We start from the raw sequence: 20502 nt of genomic DNA, 5'->3' as shown, positions 1-20502 counted from the left end.
CAGCCTTGCATCCGGTGCGAATGAACCGGGGACGCGTAGCTCAGCGGGAGAGCACGCCCTTCACACGGGCGGGGTCGTAGGTTCAATCCCTACCGCGTCCACCATTCCAACCAAGAGGAATGGTGATCCTGACTGGGCCGCGATTCTGCGACCGTTCGGCTTTAGCCCGCCTACCTATTCATCCCGCTCAGGCGACTATGTTCGCTGGCTCTATTTCATCCAGCGCGGCGACATCGTGAAAATCGGCATTGCCTGGGATGTGACGCGACGGCTCCACCAGCTACGGGCTGGATGCCCCGACGGGCTAAGGCTGGCCGGGAAAATCGCGATCCCCTCCCTTCTTGCTCTCCAGACTGAGAAGAAGGTTCACACGGCCTTGGCCAATCACGCGATTGGTCGGGAGTGGTTCCGGATATCACCCAAGGAAGCGAGGACGACTGCGGCCCCAATTTGCAAGATGGCGCACCAAGCGGCCGATGCCCTGGACCAGGCGCGGCATGACCTTCGATATTCGGCGGCGGCCTGATGTTCTCTTTCCGTTCTCATTGAGCTATGACCCAGCCCGTCGGTGGCGCGACGGAGGACATCATGGGTCAACCCCTATCAACCGAAGAACTGATGCGTCTCGACGCCGAGCTTGCCGCCCGCGTCGTGCGCAACCCGGCGCCGCATCCCAGCTTGCCGGCGACACCGGGGCCGGGATCGAACGTCGCCTATGTGTCGAAGGAGGAGAACGACCGGCTTGTGCGGCAGGCGATGGTGTTGGGCCTCGGTCTCTTCCAGGCGCGATGATGCTGCCGATTTCCACATGGGTCGATGACGGCATTGGCCTGGACGTGTTCTGCAACTGCGGCCGAACAGGCTATGTCTCAGCCGAGGCGGCGCGCAAGCTAGACACGTCGATGTCTCTACCGCTCGTCGCGCATCATCTGGTCTGCAAGGCCTGCGGGTCGAAGGGCGCCGCACTACAGGTCAGGTTCTCGATCTCGGACTATTACGATCAGGCGCGGGGCCATGGCTGCTTGATACCGGGCGGGCACAGCAAAACGCCCCCGGCGTGAGCCGAGGGCGATCAAGGCGGGCGGTCTCACCCAGGGAACGTAATAGACCGCCCACCGAGCGGGGTGGCGCATATTGCCGGGCCACCACCCTCACAGGCCGGCTCCGCGCAACTAACTCAGATCAACGACACTGCGTTCCGGAAGTCCGCAAAACGACAAAAGCCGCCGTCCTCGAAAGGTCGGCGGCAGTCGGAAAACACATGAGCCGACTTTGCGATCGGCTAGCCAGATAACCACAAAGCGCTGCGTCAAGTTCCCCTTAATCCACTCAAGCTTGGGATTTGCAGCGTCGGTTTTGATTGGTAAATCAGCGCGTTTAGTTCGGAGTGATCAATGCAACGCAAACCTATCGACGAGCTGTGTGAGCTAGCGCGCTGCGGGGGCAGCATCACAATCTATGCCGACACGCGTTCCGCTGACGAACTTATCCAGCTCGCGAGCGCGCTACGCCATGGGGCAAAGCTCACACTGAATGGCACAGCGATGCGGCCGAATGAGGAGCTATGTCGGATCGCCAAAGCGTCGCCGGGAAACGTCACTTTCACGGGCTAGAGGGCTCGCGAGAATACCAGAGCCGACGTCGCTGCTCTTTTAGCTTGAGCCACTCTTCTATCAGCCGCCGCTCCGCGATCAGCGTTTCGATTGCGAGGGCGCGGGCGGCATCCGCCACGCTCAAGGCCTGCTGGGCTGAGCTAAGCGGGGCTGTCGTCGTTGGAGGCTGGTCGTATCCGGGCGACATGGTGCCTCTGGATGGGAAATCACCAAATCGGTCGGGCGATAGAAAGCCCACAGGTCCGATGAAGCGGATCGGTCGGCCGGAGGATTGGGAATGACGAAGCAAAACGCCCCCGGTGTGAACCGAGGGCGCTATGCTCTGTACCCATGCAGCGCTGATCACACGCTGGGACGGCCCCGGAGCTTTGCGAGGCCGGGCGCTACTCCGGCTGGCTGAGAGGGCGATGGAGCCTCAACCTACCCCTCCCGCCCGGTTGCATGCCCACAGAGCCGGAAAATGGGAGCGCAATGTAGCGTGTCTGCTTTCCACGCCGCTCGCAGACGAATTATGAGTCAGTGACCGGCGATCCGCAAGGCGGAAACGACGGCGCCGTAAATACGGGATTTTCCCGCTATTTCGCTCAAAATGCCCGTAGCTGCTAATTTCTAGGTCGGCGCCGAGATTGCGCATCAAAACGACGAAGGCCGCCACCCCGAAGGGTGACGGCCCGACATTCAAGCTGCCGTGCGAGCAAGCTCTCTGGCGGCCTCCTCGCTTCCGACGTGACGCCGCCGCTTGAGCACTTCGTTCACCCGGCCGGGGTTCACGTCGAAGCTGGCAGCGATCCTGTTCTGGAACTCTCCCGACCAGTGACGAAGCCAGACCAGAACAGCGTCATTGAAGGTGAGGGTACGGCTTGGCGCGTTGTTGTTTGCAGCCATCATATTGATCGGGCTCCTTTGGTCCCGAGAATATGGCTGGCGGCTTGACTAAGGCTCCGAACAAACTCATAACGCGTCCTGTGCACAAAAACGAACCGCCAGCCGGTTCATCTAGGGGCCGGGGCTGTCACCCCGGCCTTTCGTCTGTCAGCAGCAAAGCCGCCAACTTGGGAGACATGCCCTAGTTGTGCGATTCGGGCAAGTAATTGTCCTGACTCATGTTTTTTACTTCAGGAACGGCGAAAGCCGCCCCGGTCTCCCGGAGCGGCCTCGATAGCGGAACCGAGGCTCGACGCTGGGATCGATAATGTCGAGGGCATCTAGCCCGGTCGCGGCGGCGGCGGACAATCCAGCCCTCGCATCCCCATGGTGTCGAAGAACCGGCAGAGCCGAGACACCCGCGCCCAGCCTTCCTCGCCCCAGGCTTCCACGGCGTTGTCGTATTGCTCGCCCGCGATGCGGCTGGTCAGCACGTCGTCAGGCGGGACTGGCTTGGGCTGGACGATCAAGTCCGTTGCAGTCGGGAAGGCTCCGACCGGCTTCGCGCAACTGGCGACAGCGGCGCCTAAGCTCGCGATCATCAGGGCGGCTGTCAGGGATCGCTTCAGCGGCATGGTCTCTCTCCTCTTGCCGGTTGCGGATGGTGGTCGTGTCGGCTTCGCGCTCGACAGCAGCGGTTTCCCGCGCGCCTGATGCCTTTGCCTCGGCCTTCTGTGTCTCGACCGCCTGTCGGTCGCGTTCGCCCTGTGCGCCTCTGTGAGAGCAGTAGGCTCCGGTCAGGACGAAGGCGGCGACGATGGCCACGATCAGCCAGCCGGTTGGATTAAGAAGGCGGGGGACGGAGCGGAGGAGGGCGAGGGCGGCGATCATCCGGCGCCGCCGCTTTCGATCTGCTGGGCGATCCGTTCGGCGCGGCCCTTCACCTGTCCAACCCACACCTTGTTTGCCCGGATCGCGGCGGCCGCCTCGCGCCAGCGGCCGGCCTTCATAAGGGCCACGGTATTGGGCCACTTCTCGACGAGGCCATCTGCCCCAAGGTTGAAGGCGATGTTCTGGATCGCGCGCTGGCGCACCGGATCAGCCGTCCGCCACCACGGCGCCACCCGGTCCAGGTCGCGCTTGAAGCGGGCGATATCATTGCGCTTCAGCAGGTCGGCTTCCTCATTCGAGATGCCGCCGCCCTTCCGCTTGTCGATCAGACGGCCGATGCCGATCGTCCAAAACCCAAGGCTGTCCTGATAGGCATGAAGCACCCGGCCTTCGTCACGCTCCAGCTCGCGGATCAGGGCCATGTCGTTCGGATCGATCTCACCGATCGCCGCAAGTGACGGCGCCGGGATCGCTGCCTTGATCTGATTGACTTCCGCTTGGGTCAGGCCGCGACCCGCGATGGCGCGCACGACGTCGAATAGAGCCCGGTCGCTCATGAGCAATCTCCAGATTTTGGGGGTGGCCGAGAGGCCGGCGTCAGCCCGCGTTTGCGGCGCTGTTGAGCGTCATCAGTAGGAGGAGGCTCGCAAGCACGATGATAGCGCCGCCCAACATGGCCAGCCGAAGCCAGCGGCGCCCGACTTGCGGGTGGTTCGGGTCTTGGCTGGCGGGAAGGTCAGCGACGGCCATTGCTGGCGCCTCGAAGGCCATGCGTATGGCGTCCCGATCCGAAACTCCCGACCTTTTCGCCATCTCGATCATCCGCTGGATCAACGCGGGCGGCGAGCGCTTACGCAGCACATAGTCGAGGATGAACAGCATCAGTATCAGATCAGCCGTAGCCTTCAGCGGCGACACCCAGCTGATGGCTGAAAGCGTCACGACCTGCCCAGGGAACAGGATCGTCACCCCCCGGAAGAACAGCACGCCCATGTAGACGGCGCCGCAGATGATGAAGGGCAGCGGTGCCGTGATCCGCGAAGGAAACAGCGGACCCAACACCTTGATGATCGGCACGCATACGGCTGCGGCTGCGATGTATGTCAGGCCGGAATAGAGGGCGATGGCTTCTTGCAGGGTCATTGTTCGCGACCTCCCAGCCGCTTATCGATCTGCCCTTTGATCCGCTCGATGAAGCCGGGGCCATACGGGGCAGTGATGAGGCCGAGCGTCAGAGCTACGGCGGGCATGGCGAGGCCTGGAATGACGGTCAGGACCCAGCCGGTGAACGCTTCTGCGACAGCTGGCGCAAACAGGGCGCCGGCCACCAACTCAAGGAGGGCTCGCCGGCGCGCCTCGGGCGTTCCGACCTTGGCGCTGAAAGCGGCAATGACGCCGAGGGCGCCGTAGAACATTCCGCCACACAGTCCCCAAAAGGCGGCGATCGTGCGCGGGTCAGGCAAGTCGAGCATCCGCCCCTCCAGATGGTCAGGCCGTAGTGAAACAGCCGTCGGGCGGCTGGAGGGAACCGAGCGGTCAGGCGGGACGCTTCAGAGCCATGGGAATGATCTGGTTCTTCATCGGCATTGTGGTTCTGGCCGGCGCGATGTTCGCCCTGTCGAACGGCATCCAGGGTTTCAACCGACGCCGCTCCTTTGAGGACAAAGACCTCGATGGCGCGCCGGACGAACCCAACGGCCCGGCGAAAGACCTCTGATCAGTCGCGGTTGAAGTTCAGCAGCACGGCGGCGCAAGCGATCAGCCGCCAGCCCAGCGGCACCCGGTCCACGCCCAGGGCTTCGAAGAAGACGTAGTCGCCCAGCAGCTTCGGCCAGCGGGTGTCGTTCCGCATCAGGTCGTGAACGATGGCGGCGCGGGCGATCTGGTCCCGCAGCCGTGTGCCGGCCGCCGTGCGGGCGAACCAGGCGGGCAGACTGGCGAGGTCGCTGCAGAAGCCCTTCCCCGCCTCGATCGACCAGCCGGAGTTGCGCATCTTGTCGAAGAGGGGGGCAGAGACGACGGCGGATTGGCCCTAACCATCGCCCGCGGCTTGCGGCCACTCCTGGAGTGCGCGAATGTGAGCGCTGTTTGCTCAGCGTAGAGTTGCTGACCCAGCGCGTCGCATTGAGGAAGATCATGCAAGGTAGCCACGCTGTCCCGGCCGGTGCCCACGAGTTCTTTCGCCAGCTTGTGGAGGATGCTTATGAAGCCGTGTTGCTGCGCGCTGCCGATCCGGCGAGCCTGGAGCGCTGGTCGGCGGACCTAGAACAAGGTCGGGCGGCGCTGTCCGATCTGCTCCGGTTTCTATTGGGCAGCGGCGAGTTCGCAGGAAAGGCCGATCGCTTTCTGGAGTCTCACGTGGCGGGCGCGCACAAGATCAAGGACCACTCTCAGAACGGAGAGCTCGGCGTCCTTCTCCCGCACCTGTTCGATCTCCCAGACAACGGTAGGGTGGTCGTCGACGTCGGCGCCCACGCGCGCCAGGGGTCGAACAGTTACGACCTGATGAGAGCGCTTGGATGGAAGGGCGTCCTGATCGAGCCAAACCCTGGCTTGATCGATGGCCTTCAACGGGACTTTGACGGGCTTGACTTCAGCATCCATCAGCTTGCCGTCTCGGATGAACCGCGGCGAGCGAAGCTCCACTTCGGCATCCACCCAGAGATTTCCTCACTGGTCCGGTCCAGCACCGAGCAATGGGGCGAGGTGACTAATGAGGTAGAGGTCGAGGTCGTCAGGCTCTCGGGTCTTCTGGACCAAGAGAGCGTCCCCCACGACTTCGGCCTCCTGTCCATCGACGCAGAAGGCGAAGACCTGCGCATCTTAACGGACGTTCTGTCTAACGGCTTCCGCCCCCGCTGGATGATCCTCGAGGCCTATAAAGCCTCTGAGGTCACGGGCTTGGACCCAGCCCAATACCCAGCCCAACTCGTCGATGACTACGACATCGTGGGCACGACCTACGCTAACCTCATCCTTCGTCGGAAACCTGGGTTGGCGTAGATCGCCGGGCTAGTACGTTTCCAGCACAGACATGGACTTGCACTCAAACGTCAGATCCTGCACCGCGACCAGCCAGGCCGGGTAGCCTGCTCTCCCAGTGTAGGTGATAGGCGATCCGACCTGCGCTCCGTTCACGTAGGCCGTGGCGGTAGAGCCGTTCAGGCCGATGGCGAGATCGACGTCTTCGGTCGCGGCGCTGAAGCAGTCGTCATCAACGACGATCGGCCCGCCGCCTATGAAGTTGCCGTCAACCAGATGCCAGAAGGTAAGCGCCGTCCCGACACGAAGCAGCGTGAGCTGATTGTTGTCGCCGAAGTCCCGCAGGGTGTCGTTGGTCGCGAACAAGCTGATCCCCTGTGAGGCAGGGCTCCCCAGCCTGAAGCGGCCCTGCAGAAAGCGGATCTTCTCGAAACGCTCGTTGGATCGCCGGTAAGACCAGCCCTCGGTCACGCCCGGCTTCAGGACGCCCGTCCCGGCCATGTCTCGCACGGAGCGCCAGTTGTGGGTGTCGAAGGATGACCCAACGGGCTCGAACCGGACACTGTCGATCTGTACATAGCCTGCGCTTTGGTTGTGCAGCAGGATCAGTTGCAGGCCCTTCCGCAGGACGGGAAGGGTCTGGGCGTTCCTGTGCGTGCCTAGCGGTTGCTGAGCCGTGCCGGCGCCGTATGCCACGCCGACCTGCCGACCGCCGACGTATTTGACGAGGCTGGAGGCGGAAGTGGAATTGTTCCACATTTCGATGACGGGGACGACGTCTTCCGTACAGTAGACGGCCAAAGCATAGGCCTTGCCTGGCGCGATATTGGTGACGCGCCCCGATCGGGAAGTTGCTTGAGCGTCATAGTTGCCCGAAGGGCTGGCGAAGTCGGTGCCATCGATCCGGGTCCCAGGCCCCACCCGCAGACAGTTGCTGCTGCCCCACGGCATGAGCATGGTGGCAAGCGTCCAGCCCAGCTGCGCATAGGCGTCTGCGGTTAGGTGGATCCCATCAGTGGTGGTGACGGGTACGCCTCGGAACTGGCGCAGGATTTCTTCAGCGTCGGCCCAAGGCAGGTCGTACTCAGAGGCCAGATCGCGGACGGCGGTGGCAAAGACCCTGTAGTCCTGGTTCCCAATACCGGCCCCGTTCGGGGGCGAGATGAGGGCGACGGCTTCCCCACGCGCGAGGGCAGCCTCGATGATGACGCGGTATCCCGCCACAAAAGCGTCGACGCTCATAGAGCCGCTGTCGTTCGTTCCGAGCATGAGGAAACGGACGTCAAACTCTCGACTGTCGTCTTTCCAGCGATCCCAACTGGCCAGGACGGTATCGCCGGGGAAGCCCAGATTGGCCACGCTTACGGCCGGGACGCCCCCTACGTTTCCCCAAGTCAGATATGTGGCAAGGCCTAGCATGCCCGGCCAATCATCAGCGGAGCGCCGGCTCGTGCTGCCATTGATGGGGTCTCTCGGCCCCGTGGTTCCGCCGTCGTTCTGGCCGTAGGTCAGGCTGTCCCCTTGGCAGGCCACCTGGAGCTGGACGGCGCCGGCCCGCAGCTTCTGTAGCGCCTTAGCCCACGCCCCGCGGCGCAGCTTGTCCTCCAGCAGCGCCACGCTCACCGCGCTGATGGCCTCGCGGAAAGCTTCGGCCTCTACGTTCGACCCATCTCGGTTGACCTTGTTGACCACAGACGGAGCTTCGGGCGCCTCGGCTGCGATATTAAGGATTTCTGCAAGGGCTCCGGTCGCGTCATCGCGGGCCTGTTGAACGGCCGAGATGGAGCCGTAAATCTCCAGCGCCGACGCGAGCGAGTCCGAGGCTATCGCGGCTGCTGCCTCGCTGCTTGTAACGGCTTGGGCTACGGTAGCGAGCCCGGACGCCACCGCGTCAATGTTCTCTGTCTTTCCCACCAGCTCGGCTAGATCAGAAGCCCAGTTGGCGGGCGCGGAAAACCCGCCGTCATCCAGCGCCACCAAGATCATCGCCAGCGCCGTTCTGATCTCATGTTTGATCGGCTCGTGGGGCCCGGAGGCTGGAACCCCCCGGACGGCGTGGTCGCGGAAGGCAGCATCGACCGCGCTTTGCAAGGCTTCGAATGTCGTAGGCATGGGCGCTCCTTCCCGCCGCGCGGGACTGTCAGGAGGTGAGGGAAAGTGGAACCGGGGCCGACTGGCCGGTCAGGGCACGGTCTCGGCTGTGCCGCCCGTGCCGCCCCAGCCGGGAGGCGGAGGGGGAGATGGCGGATAACCACCAGCGCCGTCCTCGGTAGACTGCCAACCGATGAAGACCCACGAGCCTGTCGACATGTGGTTGGGCGCGGGCGAGACCTCGGACTCGAACCCGGCGCCGTCCTTCCAGAACACGCCGTAACTCGTCAGTTCCGACAGGCCGGTGATCGTGCCATCGGGGATGGCGACGGGCGCGCCGTCATCCATCGTGGCGGTAAAGGTCGTGATGGTGATCGTGTCGACAGTCGCGCTCGTCGGATAGGGAATGGACCGGGCGATGGGCTTGCGGGCCGGTTCCTGATCGCCCGGCGTCACCGGCGGGCGTTCGACCTCTGGAACGTCCGGGGCTGGGGCTTCGCCGGCGTCGATCTCGGTGTCCGCCTTGATCACGTCGAACACGACCTGCGCATTGGCCAGGTCAAGCTCCACGTTCATGACCTCCAGCACGACATCGGCCATGGATTGCAGCTCGGGGTTCTGAACCCGGATATAGCGCTTTCCCAGACCGTTCAGGCCATAGATGCCGGTGCGGACCTGGCCCCGGCGCTCGGCCGTCAGCCGGGTCATCTTGCGACGTGCCAGTTCCATCGCCTGCTGACCGCTCGGGCACCACGGCAGTTGCAGCGGCTCGGAGCGCTCGATGCCTCGGGCGGTGATGTCGTCCTCGTCCCGGTACGTCCCGGCCTCGACTTCGGTGTAGTCCTTCGTCGGATCGACGAACGACACGACCAGGGCGTTGCAGGCTTCCTCGTCGGTCTGGAAGGCGCGCCAGCTATAGCCCTGGATATGCTCGCCGGTCAGGACGAATGTCGGCTCGACGTAGCGGCCGGACTTGACGATCATCCGCCCTCGGCCGTCGATCGACAGCCAGCCGTCAAAGGTGGCCAGCAGGGCCTCACGCACCGCCTGGGGTTCGGTGTTGACCGGATAGTTGCCGGCGCAGCGGTAGCGGGCCTCCGTGACGCCGTTGCGGGTCACGACCTCGTCGCAATAGTCCGCCTCGTCCGTCAGGTCATCAAGGACCGGGGCGATGCAGCGGTCCCAGCTGCGGCCGTGCCGATACCATTCGACGAAGACCAGCCAGACGACCGGGTTGGAACAGGCCTTCCACGAAGCGGGGTCGGTCCGGCTCTGGGTTCCGTCCCGCCAGTCGTAGCAGACGGGCGTTCCGACGATGGAAACTGACGGCTCGCCGTTCGGGAAATGCCGGGCGAAGCTCTCGCGCGAACGGTGCTGGGCGAAGATGCCGACCGAGGCGATGCCGTCGCCGCGCGAGGACGTGGGCCAGTACGAGCCGAAGTCCGGCGTCAGCATCGAGTAGTGGGTCTCGGTCGGGGCGCCCAGCCGGGTCTGGATCCGCAACAGGTCGCCGGACCCGAACTGCTCGCCCGCCATGCCCTGGACCCAGCCGTCGCTGTCCCGGGTGACGAGGTTGTCGTGCTCATAGACGGCGGAGATCGAGGCCAACCGCCCTTCGCACACCGACAGCACGGCGCCGTACTTGTTGCCGACGGCCTCCCTCAGCATGTAGGCCCCGGACATCCGCGACCCGCCGCCGACGGCATGGACCCGGATCGGCCGAGCCTGCTTGCGGGGCAGCTTCTGGCCTTCGGGGTCGGGAACCTGGGCCTGGGCGACGGCGCTCAGCCCCATGCTGACGGCCGTGTAGAGCGCAGCCTGGGCGCCGTAGTACAGCGTCGCCGTCACGATAGCGTGGGCCGCGCCACCATAGGCCAAGCCTGTCGCGGCGAAGGCCCAGTTGGCGAAGGCGGCTGCGGCGGCCGGAATGGCTTGCGGCATTCAGACCCTCCACGCCCTGACGACCCGGTCAGGAACCAGCGTCACCAATCCATCGCCCTGCAGGGCCCATCGCTCGCCGAGGCAGATGGCGCCGTACTGGCGCTCGCCATGCTCGATCACTCCGACGTCGCCGCGTTGGGGCTCTGCGGCTTCGTTCAGGCCCGCATGGGCGGCGCAACCCGCCACGACCGCCTCCATGCCACCGAGACGGCGCAGCAGGCGCTCACGGCCCAGCGGGGTGCTGTATCGGCCCCTGAGATGCGCCGCCGGGTCAACGCAGCCCCGCGCCACCATGACCCAATCCGCCAGCGACAGGCCGCAATCCGCCGCCCCGTCGTCAAAGGCGCGACAGGCCATGCGCTCCAGAAAGGCGTCCAGCATCAGCCCGGCGCCGGCCAGACGATCGTGCTCTCCTGGGTGTAGAGCGGGACGCGGTCGCAGAAGGTGTCGGTCGGGCTTCGGCGCTTCTGATCCGCAGGGGTATAGAACGCCAGTTGCGGCCGGGTCCGGTCGGTGAAGCCCGAAGCGACCGACAGCGTAACGCGGCGGGTGATCTCGCTGTCCGTGGCGTTCCGGTCGACGGCCGGCACATCCGCCGTCCCGTCCCATAGCCACGCGATCACATCGACCGCCTGCCAGTTCTCGTCGAAGAAGATGATCCCGACGTTGACGATGGCGCCACGCACCTCGTCCGCTTCGTCGTCGGCCAGGCTGAACGTCGTCTCGTCCGCACCGTTCAGCGTGAACTCTACCCGCTCGGCCAGCCCGCCGACCAACTGCCGCAGGGCCGGGATTTCCCCGACCAGGCCTATGCCCAGGTACGTCCCGCCCGTCGGGTCGACGTCATCCGCCGGCAGGTCGTAATCGCCAACCCCCAGCCACGCCCTGACATAGCCGGTCTTCGTCTTCATCAGGAAGAAGAGGGCGTATCGGGGCGCGCCCAGCGCGGACATGGCGGCGGCCTGTTCGGGGAGCATGACGCCTCCTGACTCGACAGATTGAACGAGATGCCGTCAGCCTCCTCCAGTTTTTGGAGGGCTCACGAATGGAACCAGCGAAGATTGCCGCGGTATTTGGATCAGCTAATGCGATGGGGCTGCACGCGACCCTGTCCAAGCTGATCGAGAAGAAGGTTTTGACAGCTCAAGAGGGAGCCGACGTGTTGGTGACTACCGCCCGCCGCATCCGAGAGGGCACCGAAGATGACGAAAAGGCCAAACTCGGCGAAGGCATTGCGCAGCACTACGAACGTTTGGCTGGGTGGCTTCTAGGATACGGTCTTCAAGGTGACGAAGGCTCTCCTTGATCTCCGCTGCGGTCGGTTCGTGAAGGGGGCGCTCAGGGAGCATCAGAAGGCCTCCACGAAGACCGGAGCCAGGTCTGCCGTGGCGCCCGCCCGGATCGCCGAAAGAAACTCGTCGGGGTTCGCAAGCCGCATAACGCAGCCGACGTCGGCGAAGTGAACCTCTGTGCCGCCCGTCACCGCTTCTCGGAGTTCGGGCCGGAAAGTCACCACGTCACCGTTGACGCGAGCAACCTGGTAGCGCCGCTCGCCCTTGTTGGGGTGCCGGATGGAAAAGGCCTCTCCGCCGGTCAGGGTGGCGCCCGTGGGAAGTTCGATCTGGAGGCTAGTGGCTCTCAGAGCGGCGGCCGCGACCACCGTCCCGGTCGGCGCCGCGCCGGCGTATAGGGTCTCATCCGAAAATGGCGACCCATCCGAATGCGGGACCGGATCGGTTGGAACAGCCCAGGGCGCGAGCGCGGTCTCGCAGGATCCGACGACAAGAGAAGTCAGACCGCCGTCGAGGATCATGTCGAGCGCACGTGCAGCCTTCAACTGCTCAGGCCGATAAAGCCAGATGCCGGTCATCTCGCAGACCCACAGGCCGGCGCCGATCGTGCCCACGGCCCGCGCGGGCCCGATCACGGGCATGCCGCCGCTGATGACGCGGTTCTGCAGCCGCCAGCGAACGTCCATGGCGGGGAATAGGTGGCGCGGCCAGTAATCCATCAATTCGGCGTAGTCCCTAATCGACGGAGGGAGGCCTGAACGGCCGGCGCTGCCTTGCGCGCGGCCATGGTCGAACCTCGAAATGCAGCGCCGGCGGCCTGCGAAGCGACAGGCTGCGCGGCAGTGGTGGCGAGCGTGATAAAGCTGTCTCGCTCCGGCGTGACGACGACGCGATGCTCAACCACGCCACCAGCTCGCATCCCGCCGGTTTCGAGCCCGCGCATCTGCCCGTGCGTCAGAACCGATCCATTCATCCCAGGGACGAACCACTCGCTCTGCGGGTTGTTGTGGTTGATCTTGTAGGGGCGTCCTGCGGTGACTGGCCCGCCAGTCGCGCGGGCGCCGCCTCTGAACAGCGAGCCGATGCCTGAGGCGATGGAGCCGAGGAGGTTGCCATCCTTGTTGGATATGAACGACTTGAAGATGTTGGAGAACAGGTCTTCCAGATTGTTGAAGGCGGCGCGCTTGAAGGCATTGCCTGCCGCCTCCCAAGGATCATCGGCCGCGATAACATCGACGAAGGTCCGCGCGGCATTCTCGGCCGCGTAGTTCATATCCCCTTCGGCCTGGGCTTGGTCGAACTTCAACTGCTCAGCCACCGCCAGGCCGACGCCCGCAACGCCGTAGCGCTCCACGAATTCAGCAATTCGCTGCCGTAGAGCCGCTTCGCGCTCGAGCCGGCGAATGGCTGCGTCGTCCCCGCGTAGGCGAGCGATCTCCAGTTCGGCGGTGTGCTGGCGCTCCGTCCAATCCGCCGCTGCGCGTTTCAGATCGGCCTCACGTTCAAGGCCCTCGCGAATACGCGCCTGTGTCTTCTCCCGCTGCTCTGCGACATCCTCGGCTTGATTTTCCGCCGCGATCAGATTGAGGGCGCGTTGTTCGGCGTCTGCATAGCCGGCCTCACGGTAGCGCTCAGTCGCCTCGATTATCCGCTGACGCTCTTCCTCGCGCTTGATGGCCGCCTCGTCACCAGTGGCGCGAACGCGGGCCAAGTCTTCCTCAAGCGACAGGCGTTCACGCAGGCCTGACGTGCGATCAGCGCTGGATGATCCGGCCGACGATCCAGCACCCGTTGATGCAGGTGCGGCGATAGCGCTGCCAGGTCCGCGAGGATTTTCGATGTCCTCCATCGCGCCTTTCAAGCGCTCGTAGGACTGGATAGCTGTGTCGGCTTCCTCTCTGGCTCGCACAGCGAGCGAGATATTTGCTCTCGCCTGTGCAGAGGCGCCCCCAGCCAGTGCCGCGTTGGCGTTATTAGGATTGGCAAAGGCGCGAGAGCGAGCGGAGGCAGAGTCCCCGATTGATCGATCCGCTCGTTGCCGAGCAGCGACAGCCTCATCAATCTGCTTTTGAGCGGCAACTTTGGCGTCGTTGATTCTGGCAAGGGTCACGTTCCGAAGTGCCTGGGCTTTTTTATCCAGCTCCTCGCGCTCTGCCTTGGACGCGTTTTTGGCCGCATCAACCGCCTTGCGATAGTCCTCTAAAGCCGCGTCGGCGGCCCCAACGACCCTGTCTAGCTCCCGCGCCGCAATGGCCGTCGTGTTGTAGCGAGTAGCCAAGATGTAAAGGCCAGCCGCCAAAGCAGCGACCACTGTGATGACGAGACCAACAGGGTTCGCCGCCATCGCCATATTGAGCGCGACCTGGGCGCGGGTGGCGCCGGTCATGCTGGCCGTCATGGCGATATTGAAGGCGGTTAGCCGGGCGGCGCCAACACCCGCAATCGCCATGCGGCTCGCCGCCATCGTCAGAGAGGCGACATAACCCCCGCCGATCAACGCAGCCAGGATTCCGACAATCGGAATGATCTGATCTAGGTTTTCCGCGAGCCCCTGGATGCCTTGAGCGACGCGCTGCGACGCGGACAAACTTTCATCGGCCCGGCCGATGTAACGACCAAACTCGTTGTCCAGCGTTTGAAGAGCGCTGCTGATAGTCGTCGCCGATCCCTCGGCCTGCTTCTGGATTTCAGGGAAACCTTTCAGCAGGGCATCGAAAAACTCTTTGCTGGTGACGCTGCCGGACTTCACAGCTTCCGTCAGCTTTGCCACATCGCCGCCGAAACGATCAGATCCTTTGGCGGCCGCCTGAAGAAGAACAGGCAGGCCGTCGATCAGGGAGTTATACTCCTCGGCTTGGACTTTCGCCCCGCCAAGCACTTGGCCCAACTGAAGAAGAGGGCCGGAAGCGGCCTCGGCCGAGGTGCCCTGGACCTTAAGCGCGGCTGCCGTCCCGGAAACCAGCGCCAGCAACTGCTGCTCGCTAGCGCCGAGGCGTTGGCGAGAAAGAGAAGCCCGCTGATAAAGTTCAGCTGTGGCCTGAACCTGAAGACCGTTCCGATTGGCGGTTTCATAGAGGGAGTCCTCGACCCTTTTGAGGTTCTCCCCTTCTAGGCCAGCAGCCTTCAGGCGGTTTTGCAGGCTCGTATATTGGTCAGCGTATCGGGTGACCTGTTGAGTGGTGAAAAGGCCCGCGAACACACCAGCGAGGCTGGCGACTTCTCTACGGAGGCCATCCCCAATAGGAGCAAACATGCGGCGTGAGGCCGCCTCAGTGTCTTTCTGAATGGCGTTCAGAGTCTTCCGGTTTTCGGCCTGCGATGCGTAAAGGCTCTTGTTGAGCTTCCGCATCTGGGACTCGAACTGGGTGGCGTTCGCTTCGACGCGGACAAGGAGGCGCTCGATTTCGTCGGCCATTCATGCCTCCGTTGTCGCTTTTGGTTGACAGTCTAGGGTGTCGTCGCCTATAAGCGACACATGATCGAAGTTCGTCAGACCGAAGTGTTCGCTGACTGGCTTTCGGGTTTGCGCGACGTGCGCGCCAAGGCCGAGGTGGCTCGCCGGGTCCGTCGTCTGGCGCTCGGCAACCCTGGCGACGTGAAGCCGGTTGGCGAGGGTGTCAGCGAACTCCGCATCACCTACGGCCCCGGATACCGGGTCTATTTCATCCAGCGCGGCGCTGTTCTGGTCATCCTGCTTTGCGGCGGGGACAAGGGCAGTCAGGACCGCGACATTCGTAACGCCAAGTCTTTGGCAAAGGAGGTCGATTAATGCCCCACGAAACCCGCCCCTTCGATCCTGCCGAATATCTCGACAGTCCCGAAGCTATCGCCGCCTACCTTGAAGGCGCACTCTCTGACGGTGACACCGCTGAAATCGCGGATGCCCTCGGCGTGGTCGCCCGCGCCAAGGGCATGACCGCTGTGGCGAAGGAAACCGGCCTCTCCCGGCAGGCGCTCTATAAGGCGCTGGGGGAGGGTGGAAATCCCAGCCTGGACAGCATCGTCAAGGTGACGAAGGCGCTTGGGCTGCGGCTTTCGCTCCAGCCTGCATAGGTGAGGGCGGCTCCGAAGAACCGCCCCGCCAGCGCTGACTTGCCATTACGCGCCGTGGCTCGCCTTGCGACGCCACGCCATGCCTGCCGATCCGCGCCTTGCCCGACCAAGCCCTGACAAGCCATGCCTGCCATGCCGCGCCTGACCGCGCCACGCCGCACCGGGCCGCGCCTTGCCTCGCCTGCCCCGACATACCTCACCAGGCCACGCCAAACCTCGCCTAGCCACGCCTGCCATGTTTCGTCCCGAAGGACCGGCCTCAACAGAGCCGTTACGCGACCTTCGTGTCGTCCATCGCGGAGAAGATGCGGGCGAACTCGGTCAGCTCTCGATGCCGTTCGCGCCACGCCTCCAGATCGGCCCACGCCTTCGCCACCACTTGCCGCCGAAGGTCGGCGTCAGACAGAGCGTGGACCGTGCTGGTGTAGGATCGCTGTCCCTCGCGCTCGACGCTGACGAACGCTCGAATGGTCTTCGGCGGCTCGACGTTGGAATGCGTCACGTCGATGGTGATCGCGCGGATCAGGTCGCCTGCCTGGCTGATGCGGTGCAGATGCGCCGCTTTGCCGTCGTCCCACTCGAAATGGTCGTGGACCGCGCTGTTGGCCGACCGCGCCCGCTCAAGAAGCGCCTCGGGAGTGAGTGCGCCGCCGTTCCGACGCCGCACGTCTTCCATTTCTTTACCGGCCTTCTCCGGGTCCAGGCGGACCCGAGAACCGGGCTTCCATGCATAGCGGACGGCCATCAGACCGTCTCCCCGTCGCGGGCGACATGGAACCGGCCATAAGGACCGTCGCGCTCGGGGCGCCATTCGCCGACGCCGACCGCGAACCCTGCCGTATCAAACAGGCTGACGACCTGTTCCGCCGACATCAGGTTGCCATTGAACTTCACTAGCAACTCGACCGCCCACTTCTGCCATTCGCCGCGATAGCGAAGGTCCGCCACGCCCATGCCGACGCGGGTCACATCCTCGCGCATAGACGGCGGGGCTGGAGACTTGATCTCCACCATCTCGCCTTCGACGTGGAAGGCTTGGCGAGCCGCAACCTTCGTCACGCCGCCGATGCTGGTGCAGGCCGTCACCGCCGCCGCCTTGAAGGCGATAGCCGGAAACCCGAACCTTGCCGTTTCGACATCCTCCTCTGTCGGCTTCTCCGGCCGGTCGCTCAGCCAATACATGGAGCCACAGAAGTCGGCCCAAGGGTCTTTCGCCTCGCGGCCGGCCGTCGCCTTCTTCTGCTGCTTGTCCGCCATCTGCTTGAGCGCCTTCGGGCTCCAGGCGTGGACGATGAGAGGGCTGTCGCCGATCAGGGTTAGCTTCAGGGTTTGGATGTTCAGTGGCGGCAGTTCGATGCCGCTCGTCTTCGCTGCGGCGGCCATCAGTGACGGCCCTCGACGAAGCTGATCATGCCCGAGAGCAGGGCGTCGTAGTCGATGGCGTACATGCTGCCGACCGTGAGCGAGGTGTGAACGATAGTGCGGAGCTTGACGCGGAATGCATCAAGGCTGTCGCAGGGCGCTTCGGCGATCTGGACCTCTCGCTCCACGATCTGATCAATCAGGTCGTTCGTCTCGTCGTCGGTTAGTGCGCGGTTGTTCGCGCGCACCGTGATGTCTTGGATTTCTCGCTCCAGGTGGAGCAGACGAGCCCCATTGTCGGAAGCGGACATGGCGGGGAGGGCGGGTAGCAATGCGGCGCCAGCTGCAATGGCGAACAGACTCCGCCTTGTGGTATGGGTGGCCGTAGCCATGACGTGATCTCCTGCGATCCGTTGCGGTTAGGGCCTTGGCAGGGATTGCCGTCCTTGCCTTGGCCCGTCTTTTCTGACATCAGTTAGTGATGTCGTCAATAACTAATGTCAGAAAAAGAGGGCGCCCTATCGTCGGGGCCAAGCCGGTCACGGTGCGTGTGCCGCCGGACCAGTTGGCAAAGGTTGATGCCTGGATAGAACGTCAGCCCGATCCAAAGCCGTCGCGACCGGAAGCGCTGCGGGCAGGGATCGAGGCGCTGATTAAGATGGGCGGACTCGACTAGCCGCTACTCGGATCGCTTTCGCGACATGGCCCGCGCCGATCAACGCGCTTCCCCCGACAAAAAGACCGACTGAGCCAGCCATGCACATATGGCGCAGCGCAATCTTATCGATATTCGCGACTTCATCCGGGATGCCGTAGAGTCCGGCCGTCTCGACGCCCACGGGGAAAAAGAACGATCCTATCGCTCCCGCCACACCGAGAATGGCGAGCCAAGACCCCCAGTTCTGAACTGCGTCAGAATCCTCAATCGACGCCGCCGGCCCAACGCCTTGGCTCTGAACTTGATCTGTCATGGCATCCTCCCTTTACGGGTCGAGCCTAGCCGCCTTCGTCGCGCGTTCAAACGCTTCAATCGACGGAGCGCCCGCCTTCTCCTCGATGCCCTGGGCTTTTCTCCAGCCCCGGTGCGCCTCGCCTAGCTGCCAGAGGCTGCTTTCTTGGACTTCGCGCGGGGAGAGCCCGATTTGGGCTCCGGCGGCGTAGAGCCCTGCGAACCGGATTTTTCGGCGGGGGAGGGGTCTTTCGCCCCCGCCTCGGGCTCCCCCGATGGCTTGTCCTCATCGGGAGCGCCAACCAGTGAGGCGGCGATGATGTTGAGTGCCAGCGGCTTTAGATCGGCTAGATAGCCTTCAGCGGCATATCGAGACACCAGAGCAAGCGCCCGCATCGGGTCCATGCCGCCCCGCACCAGACCAATGCGGATCGTCTCCCGAAGATGGGCGACCCGCCACTGGCCCGACGCGATGTCGGCATAGATTTGCTCCGGCCCGGCGTCGACTTTCTCCTGAAGCTCTTCCAGTCCGCCGATGTCGAGCCGGAAGTCATAGGTGCCGTCGCCAAACGGGGCGGTGATGCGGGCGCTGCGACTCATCAGGCGCCGGCCGTGATCGTCGGCTCGTCAGCCTGGACCAGCGTCACCGACGCCGTCGCATATTCACGGGCGTTACCCGTGATGCTGAACTCGGTCAGAATGTAGGGACCAGCGACTTGGAATGCGCCGGCCTTGCGGACACGGCAGTTGATGGTTTGGCCGACCCGGTTGAGCCATGCCAGGACCGACGCCGAGTGCAGCAGACCTTCGCCGCTGATCGTGCTGTCTGTGGAGTCCGTGCGCCGCATGGTCTTCGGCGGCTTGGACGGATCGGTGCAGTTCGGGATCTGCTGATCCGTGGTGGTTGCGGTCCGGTTGAAACCGCGTGATCCGTTGATCATGCAGTCATGGGCGAAGACCTCGGGGTCTGCACCATCGCCGATCTGGACGAGGATTTCCTCGCCCGAGACGACGCTCACGAAAACGTCCGACATATCGGATGCCTTTCTCTGTCGAAGAAACCCCAGAAGGGGCGGGATGGCCCGTCTAGGACGGGATCAAGCAGCCTTCATCAGGCCGTAGCGCAGGCGCAGGATGACCCGGCTCGTGAGCCCGTCCTGTTCGCGCTGGTAGGAAAGACGCTCCACACGATGCGTCACAACCTCGAAACCCTGAACAGCCAGCTTGGCGTTCAGCAGCGATGCGGCGCGGGCGCCGATGCGCTTGACTTCGGGATATCCCACCTCGCGCGACCAACCATTCAGGTCGATGAAGCAATCCGAGGGACCGATGCAGGACGTGTCATCTGCGGTCGTGTCAGCGCTGCCGAAACTCAGATAAGGGAAGGGGCCTTGCGGGATGCCGCTGGCGTTTACCGGAACCCGGTCGAAGATGCGCCCGCCGATGAGGGATGTCATTTCGGCGTCGGCCTTCACAGCGGCGACGATAGACGCCTGGAGCGGGAGCTGAGGATCGATCAAAGCCCGGCCTCCTTCTTGATCGCGCGCCGCATGGCGTTGGCCAGACGGCGCTTGACCTTGCGTTGGCTGGACCGGACGACGGGGTAGAAGTAGGGGCTCGGCTCGACCTGGCGACCGTTGGCGGCGATGTGGCCCAGCTCGACGCGGGACGCTTTCGGCCGGCCCTTGGCGTCCTTGGCGTCACTGATCACGACGTAGGACACATCACCAAGACGACCCTCTTCAACGAAGATGTGGTCTCGAACCTTTTGACCGCCGCTGGCTTCATCAGCCACAGGCGCAATCCGGCGCATCTGGGCCGCCATTTCCTCGGCTTGCAGGAACGCTTCCTGACCAGCAGCCTTCCTAACCGAGGGCGTCATGGCCGCGAGCTTGCGTTGAAGCCGCTCGACGCCTTCCAAACCGCCCTTAGCCATCGGCCCCGCCAGAGACCGCCTGGATCAGCAACCACGTTCTGTCGCCGTCCATGTCACCGATAAAGCCGATATTGAAGGTCCGGCTTGTGTCCCGCGCATCGACCATACGATCGCCAGTCTGAAGCGAGCGAGTTCCGCTGTCGGACCGAACCCAGCAGTCCCATTGGACCCGGCCTAACAACCGGTCAGACTGAACCGTCTCGCTGCCTCGGGTTGGGAGCAGGCTGGCGGCCCGACTTATGCCGAGTGGCGCCCAGTCTTGGACCGGATTTCCGTAATCGTCGGATCCTTCTGCGCGGCGCTCGAAATAGACCCGCTGACGAAGATCACCGGCGCCTTTAGGCTTCGGCATCGTCCGACTTTCGAACAGGCGCCTTGATCTCGACCGCCTTGCCGGCCGCAACAGCGGCCTCACCGGCCTCCCGCCTCACGGTCAACTCATGGCCCTTGCGGTATTCGATCAGGATGCGGTGATCGTCAGACGGGGTGTAGTCGAAGTCCTCGGTGAAGCGGACGCGCATGGCGGTC

The 20502-nt window shown here is 64.0% G+C and carries 30 protein-coding genes and 1 tRNA gene; 9 read left to right on the top strand and 22 right to left on the bottom strand.

Features of this window, described 5'->3' with window-relative positions; translation table 11 throughout:
- The first annotated feature begins 29 nt into the window (after positions 1–29).
- From ABIB58_RS14405 to ABIB58_RS14390, 4 genes are all read left to right on the top strand, one after another.
- Positions 30–104 (top strand) — tRNA-Val (locus tag ABIB58_RS14405).
- A 131-nt stretch (positions 105–235) separates the two neighbouring features.
- Positions 236–526 (top strand): GIY-YIG nuclease family protein, encoded by a 291-nt coding sequence (locus tag ABIB58_RS14400; RefSeq protein ID WP_354042028.1) that lies wholly within the window; start codon positions 236–238, stop codon positions 524–526.
- Between the two features lie 26 nt (positions 527–552).
- Positions 553–792, top strand: coding sequence for a hypothetical protein (locus ABIB58_RS14395; RefSeq protein ID WP_354042024.1), 240 nt, complete (start codon positions 553–555; stop codon positions 790–792).
- A complete protein-coding gene (locus ABIB58_RS14390) occupies positions 792–1061 on the top strand; it encodes a hypothetical protein (protein ID WP_354042021.1) in 270 nt (89 codons plus the stop codon). Before ABIB58_RS14395 ends, ABIB58_RS14390 begins: the two co-directional genes overlap by 1 nt.
- Positions 1062–2291: 1230 nt before the next feature.
- Here ABIB58_RS14390 and ABIB58_RS14385 read toward each other — a convergent pair.
- The 5 genes from ABIB58_RS14385 to ABIB58_RS14365 form a co-directional block, all read right to left on the bottom strand.
- Positions 2292–2501, bottom strand: coding sequence for a hypothetical protein (locus ABIB58_RS14385; RefSeq protein ID WP_354042017.1), 210 nt, complete (start codon positions 2499–2501; stop codon positions 2292–2294).
- 317 nt (positions 2502–2818) lie between these two features.
- A complete protein-coding gene (locus ABIB58_RS14380; RefSeq protein ID WP_354042014.1) occupies positions 2819–3112 on the bottom strand; it encodes a hypothetical protein in 294 nt (97 codons plus the stop codon).
- Positions 3113–3364: 252 nt separating this feature from the next.
- A complete protein-coding gene (locus tag ABIB58_RS14375) occupies positions 3365–3925 on the bottom strand; it encodes a glycoside hydrolase family protein (RefSeq protein ID WP_354042010.1) in 561 nt (186 codons plus the stop codon).
- Positions 3926–3965: 40 nt separating this feature from the next.
- Positions 3966–4511 (bottom strand): hypothetical protein, encoded by a 546-nt coding sequence (locus ABIB58_RS14370; RefSeq protein WP_354042007.1) that lies wholly within the window; start codon positions 4509–4511, stop codon positions 3966–3968.
- Complete coding sequence (locus ABIB58_RS14365) at positions 4508–4840, bottom strand: hypothetical protein (RefSeq protein ID WP_354042003.1); 333 nt, start codon at positions 4838–4840, stop codon at positions 4508–4510. Before ABIB58_RS14365 ends, ABIB58_RS14370 begins: the two co-directional genes overlap by 4 nt.
- Positions 4841–4932: 92 nt before the next feature.
- Here ABIB58_RS14365 and ABIB58_RS14360 point away from each other — a divergent pair, with 92 nt between their 5' ends.
- Entirely contained in the window at positions 4933–5085 is a 153-nt protein-coding gene (locus ABIB58_RS14360) for a hypothetical protein (protein WP_313007494.1), read from the top strand.
- Here ABIB58_RS14360 and ABIB58_RS14355 read toward each other — a convergent pair whose 3' ends face one another.
- Positions 5086–5361: a DUF1353 domain-containing protein gene (locus ABIB58_RS14355; RefSeq protein ID WP_354041998.1), complete on the bottom strand. Its 276-nt coding sequence runs from the start codon at positions 5359–5361 to the stop codon at positions 5086–5088.
- Between the two features lie 95 nt (positions 5362–5456).
- On the opposite strand from ABIB58_RS14355, the gene ABIB58_RS14350 reads away from it, so the two are divergent.
- A complete protein-coding gene (locus ABIB58_RS14350) occupies positions 5457–6371 on the top strand; it encodes an FkbM family methyltransferase (protein ID WP_354041995.1) in 915 nt (304 codons plus the stop codon).
- A 9-nt stretch (positions 6372–6380) separates the two neighbouring features.
- Here the strand turns inward: ABIB58_RS14350 and ABIB58_RS14345 are convergent, their stop codons facing one another.
- From ABIB58_RS14345 to ABIB58_RS14330, 4 genes are all read right to left on the bottom strand, one after another.
- Complete coding sequence (locus tag ABIB58_RS14345; RefSeq protein WP_354041992.1) at positions 6381–8462, bottom strand: SGNH/GDSL hydrolase family protein; 2082 nt, start codon at positions 8460–8462, stop codon at positions 6381–6383.
- A 69-nt stretch (positions 8463–8531) separates the two neighbouring features.
- The gene (locus tag ABIB58_RS14340; protein ID WP_354041988.1) at positions 8532–10382 is read right to left on the bottom strand and encodes a phage tail protein; all 1851 of its coding nucleotides are present in this window, start codon (positions 10380–10382) and stop codon (positions 8532–8534) included.
- Positions 10383–10763, bottom strand: a complete 381-nt coding sequence (locus ABIB58_RS14335) for a DUF6950 family protein (protein WP_354041985.1) — start codon at positions 10761–10763, stop codon at positions 10383–10385.
- Entirely contained in the window at positions 10763–11359 is a 597-nt protein-coding gene (locus tag ABIB58_RS14330; RefSeq protein ID WP_354041982.1) for a hypothetical protein, read from the bottom strand. Before ABIB58_RS14330 ends, ABIB58_RS14335 begins: the two co-directional genes overlap by 1 nt.
- A gap of 68 nt (positions 11360–11427) precedes the next feature.
- Here ABIB58_RS14330 and ABIB58_RS14325 point away from each other — a divergent pair, with 68 nt between their 5' ends.
- Positions 11428–11688: a hypothetical protein gene (locus ABIB58_RS14325; RefSeq protein WP_354041979.1), complete on the top strand. Its 261-nt coding sequence runs from the start codon at positions 11428–11430 to the stop codon at positions 11686–11688.
- 42 nt (positions 11689–11730) lie between these two features.
- On the opposite strand, the gene ABIB58_RS14320 is transcribed toward ABIB58_RS14325, so the two are convergent.
- Positions 11731–12393, bottom strand: coding sequence for a hypothetical protein (locus ABIB58_RS14320; RefSeq protein WP_354041976.1), 663 nt, complete (start codon positions 12391–12393; stop codon positions 11731–11733).
- Positions 12393–15089, bottom strand: a complete 2697-nt coding sequence (locus ABIB58_RS14315; RefSeq protein WP_354041973.1) for a tape measure protein — start codon at positions 15087–15089, stop codon at positions 12393–12395. The genes ABIB58_RS14320 and ABIB58_RS14315 overlap by 1 nt, the downstream gene beginning before the upstream one ends.
- A gap of 60 nt (positions 15090–15149) precedes the next feature.
- Between ABIB58_RS14315 and ABIB58_RS14310 the strand changes: the two genes are divergently transcribed.
- Both ABIB58_RS14310 and ABIB58_RS14305 read left to right on the top strand, forming a co-directional pair.
- A complete protein-coding gene (locus tag ABIB58_RS14310; RefSeq protein WP_354041969.1) occupies positions 15150–15443 on the top strand; it encodes a type II toxin-antitoxin system RelE/ParE family toxin in 294 nt (97 codons plus the stop codon).
- Positions 15443–15727 (top strand): addiction module antidote protein, encoded by a 285-nt coding sequence (locus tag ABIB58_RS14305; protein WP_354041965.1) that lies wholly within the window; start codon positions 15443–15445, stop codon positions 15725–15727. The genes ABIB58_RS14310 and ABIB58_RS14305 overlap by 1 nt, the downstream gene beginning before the upstream one ends.
- A gap of 271 nt (positions 15728–15998) precedes the next feature.
- Here the strand turns inward: ABIB58_RS14305 and ABIB58_RS14300 are convergent, their stop codons facing one another.
- The 10 genes from ABIB58_RS14300 to ABIB58_RS14255 all read right to left on the bottom strand — a co-directional run bounded on the left by ABIB58_RS14300 (position 15999) and on the right by ABIB58_RS14255 (position 20495).
- Positions 15999–16472 carry a hypothetical protein gene (locus ABIB58_RS14300; RefSeq protein WP_354041962.1) on the bottom strand — a complete coding sequence of 158 codons (474 nt, stop codon included), beginning with the start codon at positions 16470–16472 and terminating at the stop codon, positions 15999–16001.
- On the bottom strand, positions 16472–17110 hold the full coding sequence (locus tag ABIB58_RS14295; protein ID WP_354041959.1) for a hypothetical protein: 639 nt from the start codon (positions 17108–17110) through the stop codon (positions 16472–16474). The genes ABIB58_RS14300 and ABIB58_RS14295 overlap by 1 nt, the downstream gene beginning before the upstream one ends.
- Positions 17110–17481 (bottom strand): hypothetical protein, encoded by a 372-nt coding sequence (locus ABIB58_RS14290; protein WP_354041955.1) that lies wholly within the window; start codon positions 17479–17481, stop codon positions 17110–17112. Before ABIB58_RS14290 ends, ABIB58_RS14295 begins: the two co-directional genes overlap by 1 nt.
- Positions 17482–17742: 261 nt before the next feature.
- Positions 17743–18060 carry a hypothetical protein gene (locus ABIB58_RS14285; protein ID WP_354041953.1) on the bottom strand — a complete coding sequence of 106 codons (318 nt, stop codon included), beginning with the start codon at positions 18058–18060 and terminating at the stop codon, positions 17743–17745.
- 122 nt (positions 18061–18182) lie between these two features.
- A complete protein-coding gene (locus tag ABIB58_RS14280; protein WP_354041949.1) occupies positions 18183–18638 on the bottom strand; it encodes a gene transfer agent family protein in 456 nt (151 codons plus the stop codon).
- A complete protein-coding gene (locus ABIB58_RS14275; RefSeq protein WP_354041947.1) occupies positions 18638–19057 on the bottom strand; it encodes a phage tail tube protein in 420 nt (139 codons plus the stop codon). Before ABIB58_RS14275 ends, ABIB58_RS14280 begins: the two co-directional genes overlap by 1 nt.
- A 78-nt stretch (positions 19058–19135) precedes the next feature.
- Complete coding sequence (locus ABIB58_RS14270; RefSeq protein WP_354041943.1) at positions 19136–19558, bottom strand: DUF3168 domain-containing protein; 423 nt, start codon at positions 19556–19558, stop codon at positions 19136–19138.
- Entirely contained in the window at positions 19555–19974 is a 420-nt protein-coding gene (locus tag ABIB58_RS14265) for a hypothetical protein (RefSeq protein WP_354041939.1), read from the bottom strand. Before ABIB58_RS14265 ends, ABIB58_RS14270 begins: the two co-directional genes overlap by 4 nt.
- Positions 19967–20326: a head-tail adaptor protein gene (locus ABIB58_RS14260; RefSeq protein WP_354041936.1), complete on the bottom strand. Its 360-nt coding sequence runs from the start codon at positions 20324–20326 to the stop codon at positions 19967–19969. Before ABIB58_RS14260 ends, ABIB58_RS14265 begins: the two co-directional genes overlap by 8 nt.
- Positions 20313–20495, bottom strand: a complete 183-nt coding sequence (locus ABIB58_RS14255; protein ID WP_354041932.1) for a hypothetical protein — start codon at positions 20493–20495, stop codon at positions 20313–20315. The genes ABIB58_RS14260 and ABIB58_RS14255 overlap by 14 nt, the downstream gene beginning before the upstream one ends.
- Positions 20496–20502 lie beyond the last annotated feature (7 nt).

This window comes from Brevundimonas sp. UYEF29 (assembly GCF_040546195.1).
GTDB classification, from domain to species: Bacteria; Pseudomonadota; Alphaproteobacteria; order Caulobacterales; family Caulobacteraceae; genus Brevundimonas; species Brevundimonas huaxiensis.
Note: the sequence above shows the minus strand (reverse complement) of the source record. Positions and strands in the feature narration are given on the sequence as shown.

Coding starts and splice junctions, on each gene's coding strand:
- ABIB58_RS14395 (WP_354042024.1), top strand. CDS start 553: ATGACCCAGCCCGTCGGTGGCGCGACGGAGGACATCATGGGTCAACCC.
- ABIB58_RS14390 (WP_354042021.1), top strand. CDS start 792: ATGCTGCCGATTTCCACATGGGTCGATGACGGCATTGGCCTGGACGTG.
- ABIB58_RS14385 (WP_354042017.1), bottom strand. CDS start 2,501: ATGATGGCTGCAAACAACAACGCGCCAAGCCGTACCCTCACCTTCAAT.
- ABIB58_RS14380 (WP_354042014.1), bottom strand. CDS start 3,112: ATGCCGCTGAAGCGATCCCTGACAGCCGCCCTGATGATCGCGAGCTTA.
- ABIB58_RS14375 (WP_354042010.1), bottom strand. CDS start 3,925: ATGAGCGACCGGGCTCTATTCGACGTCGTGCGCGCCATCGCGGGTCGC.
- ABIB58_RS14370 (WP_354042007.1), bottom strand. CDS start 4,511: ATGACCCTGCAAGAAGCCATCGCCCTCTATTCCGGCCTGACATACATC.
- ABIB58_RS14365 (WP_354042003.1), bottom strand. CDS start 4,840: ATGCTCGACTTGCCTGACCCGCGCACGATCGCCGCCTTTTGGGGACTG.
- ABIB58_RS14360 (WP_313007494.1), top strand. CDS start 4,933: ATGATCTGGTTCTTCATCGGCATTGTGGTTCTGGCCGGCGCGATGTTC.
- ABIB58_RS14355 (WP_354041998.1), bottom strand. CDS start 5,361: ATGCGCAACTCCGGCTGGTCGATCGAGGCGGGGAAGGGCTTCTGCAGC.
- ABIB58_RS14345 (WP_354041992.1), bottom strand. CDS start 8,462: ATGCCTACGACATTCGAAGCCTTGCAAAGCGCGGTCGATGCTGCCTTC.
- ABIB58_RS14340 (WP_354041988.1), bottom strand. CDS start 10,382: ATGCCGCAAGCCATTCCGGCCGCCGCAGCCGCCTTCGCCAACTGGGCC.
- ABIB58_RS14335 (WP_354041985.1), bottom strand. CDS start 10,763: ATGCTGGACGCCTTTCTGGAGCGCATGGCCTGTCGCGCCTTTGACGAC.
- ABIB58_RS14330 (WP_354041982.1), bottom strand. CDS start 11,359: ATGCTCCCCGAACAGGCCGCCGCCATGTCCGCGCTGGGCGCGCCCCGA.
- ABIB58_RS14325 (WP_354041979.1), top strand. CDS start 11,428: ATGGAACCAGCGAAGATTGCCGCGGTATTTGGATCAGCTAATGCGATG.
- ABIB58_RS14320 (WP_354041976.1), bottom strand. CDS start 12,393: ATGGATTACTGGCCGCGCCACCTATTCCCCGCCATGGACGTTCGCTGG.
- ABIB58_RS14315 (WP_354041973.1), bottom strand. CDS start 15,089: ATGGCCGACGAAATCGAGCGCCTCCTTGTCCGCGTCGAAGCGAACGCC.
- ABIB58_RS14310 (WP_354041969.1), top strand. CDS start 15,150: ATGATCGAAGTTCGTCAGACCGAAGTGTTCGCTGACTGGCTTTCGGGT.
- ABIB58_RS14305 (WP_354041965.1), top strand. CDS start 15,443: ATGCCCCACGAAACCCGCCCCTTCGATCCTGCCGAATATCTCGACAGT.
- ABIB58_RS14300 (WP_354041962.1), bottom strand. CDS start 16,472: ATGGCCGTCCGCTATGCATGGAAGCCCGGTTCTCGGGTCCGCCTGGAC.
- ABIB58_RS14295 (WP_354041959.1), bottom strand. CDS start 17,110: ATGGCCGCCGCAGCGAAGACGAGCGGCATCGAACTGCCGCCACTGAAC.
- ABIB58_RS14290 (WP_354041955.1), bottom strand. CDS start 17,481: ATGGCTACGGCCACCCATACCACAAGGCGGAGTCTGTTCGCCATTGCA.
- ABIB58_RS14285 (WP_354041953.1), bottom strand. CDS start 18,060: ATGACAGATCAAGTTCAGAGCCAAGGCGTTGGGCCGGCGGCGTCGATT.
- ABIB58_RS14280 (WP_354041949.1), bottom strand. CDS start 18,638: ATGAGTCGCAGCGCCCGCATCACCGCCCCGTTTGGCGACGGCACCTAT.
- ABIB58_RS14265 (WP_354041939.1), bottom strand. CDS start 19,974: ATGGCTAAGGGCGGTTTGGAAGGCGTCGAGCGGCTTCAACGCAAGCTC.
- ABIB58_RS14260 (WP_354041936.1), bottom strand. CDS start 20,326: ATGCCGAAGCCTAAAGGCGCCGGTGATCTTCGTCAGCGGGTCTATTTC.
- ABIB58_RS14255 (WP_354041932.1), bottom strand. CDS start 20,495: ATGCGCGTCCGCTTCACCGAGGACTTCGACTACACCCCGTCTGACGAT.